This window comes from Sulfitobacter sp. (assembly GCF_041552635.1).
In the GTDB taxonomy this organism is placed as follows: Bacteria; Pseudomonadota; Alphaproteobacteria; order Rhodobacterales; family Rhodobacteraceae; genus Sulfitobacter.
In genome coordinates, this window is sequence record NZ_JBFEKM010000221.1 from 1 (window position 1) to 4,985 (window position 4,985).

Below are 4,985 nucleotides of genomic sequence, written 5' to 3' on the forward strand. Positions count from 1 at the left end.
AAGTCTATTTTCTTTAAGATTTTCGGCACTGTTCTGTCGTAAACGCTGTTGGATATAGAATGGACGTGTTTTTTCCGACCACCTCAGTGTCGAATTCTCTCCGACTTCGACCACTATGCGACCTTACTTTTTCGAGTTTCGGTTCCCGATGTCTGGAACTTTTGGGTCAGCTCTCGCAGCGCAGTCGCACTTTTAGCAAGGTTAATACATGCCGCATTCGTTTCTTCGAATTTCGCCGCATTGAGCTGTGTAGCTGAGCCCAAATCCGAGATTGATGAGTTAAGTGTCGAAATTTCCACGCTCTGGGTTTGACTGCTTTGTGCAATAACATCCATTTTCGACGTTGTCCCCAAGACAGCCGCCACAACTTCTTTAAGAGCGCTTACCGTATCGGCGATCTTTTGAGATCCTTTCGCGACTTGCGATTCGGACCGGTTGATCAATGCGCGAATGTCTGTCGCACTTTCAGATGATCTCTGAGCAAGGGCGCGCACTTCGGAGGCGATAACAGCAAAACCTCGTCCGGATTCACCTGCCCGAGCCGCCTCAACCCCAGCATTAAGCGCAAGCAAATTTGTCTGGAAAGAAATAGCGTCGATGACTTCAATGATCTTGCTAATCTCTTGGCTTCCCCCTTGGATCGCTTCCATGGCAACGGACGCATCAGACACAACATCGCCACTTTTTGAAGCGCTGGATTGCGCATCTTGCGACGACGTGTTCACTTCGGCAACAGTTCTGACATTGTCGTTGACGGTCTTGGTCAAGTCTTTCAATGCTTTCGAAATATTACTGAGAGTCATCGCCTGATCTTCGGTTTGCCGGGCCAAGTGATCAGTAGATGTGGAGATTTCGTGGATTTCAAAATCCATCTGGGTTGATCTGCTCGCCACTTCCGACACCATATCCTCAAGCGACTGAACCGCTGTATTGAACCCGTCTTTAAGCTCCTCGTATTGAGCGGGGAAGTCTTTGACAATGCGCGTGGTCAAGTCGCCGGCTTCGAGCTGGGCCAAGCCCAAGCGAAGGGCATCGACGATGGCTGCCTGTTCTTGTGTTCGTGCCAAGTCTCGTTCAGCCTCAATCTCTTGGTTTTTCTGTCTATGCGCCTCTAAACTTAAGCGTGTTGTCTCTGCTTCGTTCAAACGCGCAAGTGACAATTCCGCCTTTTCTTTTGCTGCTTGTGCTTCTTCTTTGGCAGTTACCGCATCTTTTTGCGAAAGATGTGCATCCTGTCGGGACGCATCAGACAATTTCAGGCTTTGTTCCAGCTCGTCCGCTTTAGTCTCCATCTCTTTGTTCATGTGTTGCAGTTCACGAACGACGATGACCAGAGCAACGGTCTCAAATACCACGATCACAGCGTGGATTGCGGTGCGTTCGATGTTCTCAATGAATCCACCAGATGGATAGACGAGTGAAGGCATCAAGACAGTCAGAGAGACATGGTGGACAGCGATGACGACCGCCCCCCCAATCAAGGCCGGAATGCTGCGCAGACCGACAAGGCAAGCCAGCAGTGCAAAGAAAAGCATGTGGCTGTCGATTTGCCAAGGGTGTCCTTGAAATGCCATAGTAAAGGCAATGGCCTGACCGATCAACGCAACAGCGGCACCAATAGCAAATAGGCTGGGTTGGCTGCGCCCCATCGTGTAACCGAAAGCAAGGAATGCCATTGAAACAATGGCGCTAGATATTGCCCCCCCGCCTACGAAAGCGGCGATCAATGCAATACAAGGTAACATTGCCGCCGCGGTGATAAATATCGTTCGCACGGGCGATGTCGCTGCAATTGATAAAGCTGATTTTTTTTCCATCGCTATGTACTCGTTTCCTTGACTTTTATCCCGCAAATCAAAGCCAATGCACTTGCGGGCATGACGATATAGCCGGACTTTATTAGATGCGCATGTCCCGTCGGCACGGCAGTGATCATCCGGGCGAAAGGTGCACGCACCGGCCCGATTTCCTTGGCCCCGATGCCCGCAAGATCACGTGTCAATCTATGTGACCCGCGCGTTTCAAACACGAGATAGATATCAGCGTCGTCCGGACGGCCCGATTGCGCCACCGCAAACGTGACGGGACCGATGGTCATTGCAAGAAGGAACGCGGCACAGAGCCAGAGACTGGTTTTGATCATGGGTCGACCTAACCGAGCTCGAGTTACGTTTACGTTAATACGTCAAGTTTCAGCCGCTGACATTGCCGACAAATTTAGGCGCATCACCGATCGCCTGCACTGCCACCTTGGATGGTTGGCTCTTTTCACTGTCGGCTATCGGCTTGCCACCGGGCAAAGCCCGCGCTTACGCCCCGTGCCGGACCTTCATGGTCAAGAAAATGATATCTACGGCCTTGATCCAGCTTTCTGGTGCGGTGTCGCGAACCGGAATGAAAAAGCGCTGCACACAGCGCTAGGCAGCCAGCCGCCGCCGCGTTCAAAGCAGGCCATAGACCCCATCTAAGAGATGTCGCATAGGGTCAGACGCCATAAACACAGATGCGCTGAAAGGACAGCCGATCCCCCCTCAAGCGGGGCGGTACTCAACGCGCGATCACGATATCTGCCCTAAGCCCCCCCAGCGTGTCCGACGCACCCAAACGCAAAACGCCACCATGCGCGCGTGCAATATCGGTGGCAATCGCCAACCCCAACCCCACGCCGCCGCCCTTATTCTGGTTGCGCGCGGGGTCCAGCCTTGAAAACGGGCGTGCAGCTTCGGTCCGGCGATCTGCGGGAATGCCGGGACCGTCGTCTTCGACGCGAATGCGCAGGGTTTTATCAGTCAGCAGAACCGACACCTCGGCCCGCGTCCCGTAGCGGACAGCATTCGAAATCAGGTTGTCCACAGCGCGCAAAAACGCGATTTTGCGCAAGCGCACCGTGCCGCGGCCATCCCCCTCAAAGGGCAAAAGGGTGACATTGCGCCCTGCCCGCTGGGCCTCGGCCACGGCGGTTTCCATCAAGGCGCGGGGGTCCAGTTTTTCAGGCTCGCCCTCGGCGGCACCTTTGGCGAAATCTAGGAATTCGTCCAGCATCCGTTGCATATCGTCCACGTCTTGCAGCAATGGCCCTGCTTCATCATCCTCAAGCATTGCCAGACTTAGACGCATGCGGGTCAAAGGCGTGCGTAGGTCATGGCTAACACCTGACAGCATCAAGGTCCGCTGTTCAATCTGCCGTTCAATCCGCGCGCGCATATCAACAAAGGCATTGCCCGCTGCGCGCACCTCAACGGCCCCAGCCGGGCTGTAGGGGACATGCCGACCCCGGCCAAAGGCTTCGGCCGCGCGGGCCAGACGTTTGATCGGACGCAACTGATTGCGCAGATACACAAATGAAATCAACGTCATCAGAAACCCAAAGACGAAGGTATAGACAAACAACTGATGCGGGTTTGTCGCCGAAATGCGCCTTCGGTCAAAGCTGATCCGGACCGGCCCCAGTTCGGTCAGGGTCACCAGACCCACGCGCCCGGGTTCGATCAAATCAAGGGCCTGAAACACCGACAGCCGGTCTTGAAACCGTTTGATCATCACGCGGCCCGAATAATCATACCACGTCAAACTGTTGCCCACAGGTACTTCTTCCGCCGTTAACGGTGTGACCTGCATCTGCAGCGGCGCAAGATTTTGGCGCACCAACGGCGTGATTTCATCTGCCGACGGGGCTTTGTCCACGACATCCAGCACCAGCGCCACTTCGCGCAGCACGGTGTCGGTCATCTGATGGGTCACACCTTCATAATTGCGCTGCGCAAAGATCACCGTGACCACCAGTTGCAAGATCACAACAGGCAGCAGCAATATAAGTGCTGCGCGCCCATAGATGCCGCGGGGCATATATCGTTTGAGCCAGACAAAGAACATAAGATAGACCTTAACCAGCCCCCTGCCCCTGCGAAAGGCCAAACCATGCTGCCCCCTGACGACTTTGATCCCCCGATCGGCATTCCCCAAGACCTAGAGCCCGGACTGCGTCGCATCGTGGCCGACAACCCGTCCCCCATGACCTATCGGGGCACCAATACATATCTGGTGGGCACGCAAGGTCTGGCGGTGATCGACCCCGGCCCCGCGTCCAAGGCGCATCTGGCGGCTATTCTGGCTGCCGTCGGACCAGACCAGCACATCAGCCATATCATCGTGACCCATACCCATCTGGATCACTCGCCCTTGTCGCGCGATCTGGCGCAGGTGTGCGACGCTCCGGTCTATGGATTTGGTGGGCCTGCCGCAGGGCGGTCACCGATCATGGAAACGCTGGCCGAGAATGGCGATATCGGCGGCGGTGAAGGCATCGATCTGGAATTTGTTCCCGACCACTGCGTGTCTGACGCGGAAATGATCGACGGCGACGGATGGTCCCTGCAGGCCATCCACACGCCCGGGCATATCGGCAATCACCTGAGCTTTGCCTGGAACGATGTCTGTTTTACTGCCGATCATGTCATGGGGTGGGCCAGCTCACTTGTGTCGCCCCCTGACGGGGACTTGACGGCATTTATGGCCTCCTGCGACCGCTTGCAGCGCGATGCTTGGCGCGTGTTCTACCCGGGCCACGGGGCCCCCGTCACCGACCCCGCTGCAAGGATGGCGTGGCTTGTGAACCACCGTCGTTCCCGCGAAGCAGCTATCCTCGAGGCCCTTGCCGCAGGCCCCGCAACCGCGCATGCCCTAGCGGCCCAGATCTACACCGAAACGCCGCCTGCCTTGCTTGGGGCCGCCATGCGAAACGTGCTTGCACATCTGGTTGATCTGACAGGCAAAAACCAAATTTCTCCCATCGGCCCTCTCGTGAAATCCGCGACATTTAAGCTGATTTAAGATGCTTTGATAAAAATCTGAAAAAACTGCCGAAACCCTCTGGACGCCACAAAATACCACTGCTATATCGCCCAGACCGTTCCGACGTAGCTCAGCGGTAGAGCAGTTGACTGTTAATCAATTGGTCGTAGGTTCGATCCCTACCGTCGGAGCCA

Annotated in this window: 4 protein-coding genes and 1 tRNA gene; 2 read left to right on the plus strand and 3 right to left on the minus strand. The window is 55.5% G+C overall.

What is annotated here, in order from left to right:
* Positions 1–113 precede the first annotated feature (113 nt).
* From ABYT07_RS18685 to ABYT07_RS18695, 3 genes are all read right to left on the minus strand, one after another.
* The gene (locus ABYT07_RS18685) at positions 114–1,817 is read right to left on the minus strand and encodes a methyl-accepting chemotaxis protein (protein WP_372993535.1); all 1,704 of its coding nucleotides are present in this window, start codon (positions 1,815–1,817) and stop codon (positions 114–116) included.
* A gap of 2 nt (positions 1,818–1,819) precedes the next feature.
* Positions 1,820–2,143: a hypothetical protein gene (locus tag ABYT07_RS18690; protein ID WP_372993536.1), complete on the minus strand. Its 324-nt coding sequence runs from the start codon at positions 2,141–2,143 to the stop codon at positions 1,820–1,822.
* Between the two features lie 404 nt (positions 2,144–2,547).
* Positions 2,548–3,873 carry an ATP-binding protein gene (locus tag ABYT07_RS18695; RefSeq protein WP_372993537.1) on the minus strand — a complete coding sequence of 442 codons (1,326 nt, stop codon included), beginning with the start codon at positions 3,871–3,873 and terminating at the stop codon, positions 2,548–2,550.
* A 45-nt stretch (positions 3,874–3,918) separates the two neighbouring features.
* On the opposite strand from ABYT07_RS18695, the gene ABYT07_RS18700 reads away from it, so the two are divergent.
* Both ABYT07_RS18700 and ABYT07_RS18705 read left to right on the plus strand, forming a co-directional pair.
* Positions 3,919–4,830 carry an MBL fold metallo-hydrolase gene (locus ABYT07_RS18700; protein ID WP_372993538.1) on the plus strand — a complete coding sequence of 304 codons (912 nt, stop codon included), beginning with the start codon at positions 3,919–3,921 and terminating at the stop codon, positions 4,828–4,830.
* Between the two features lie 80 nt (positions 4,831–4,910).
* A tRNA-Asn gene (locus tag ABYT07_RS18705) sits at positions 4,911–4,985 on the plus strand.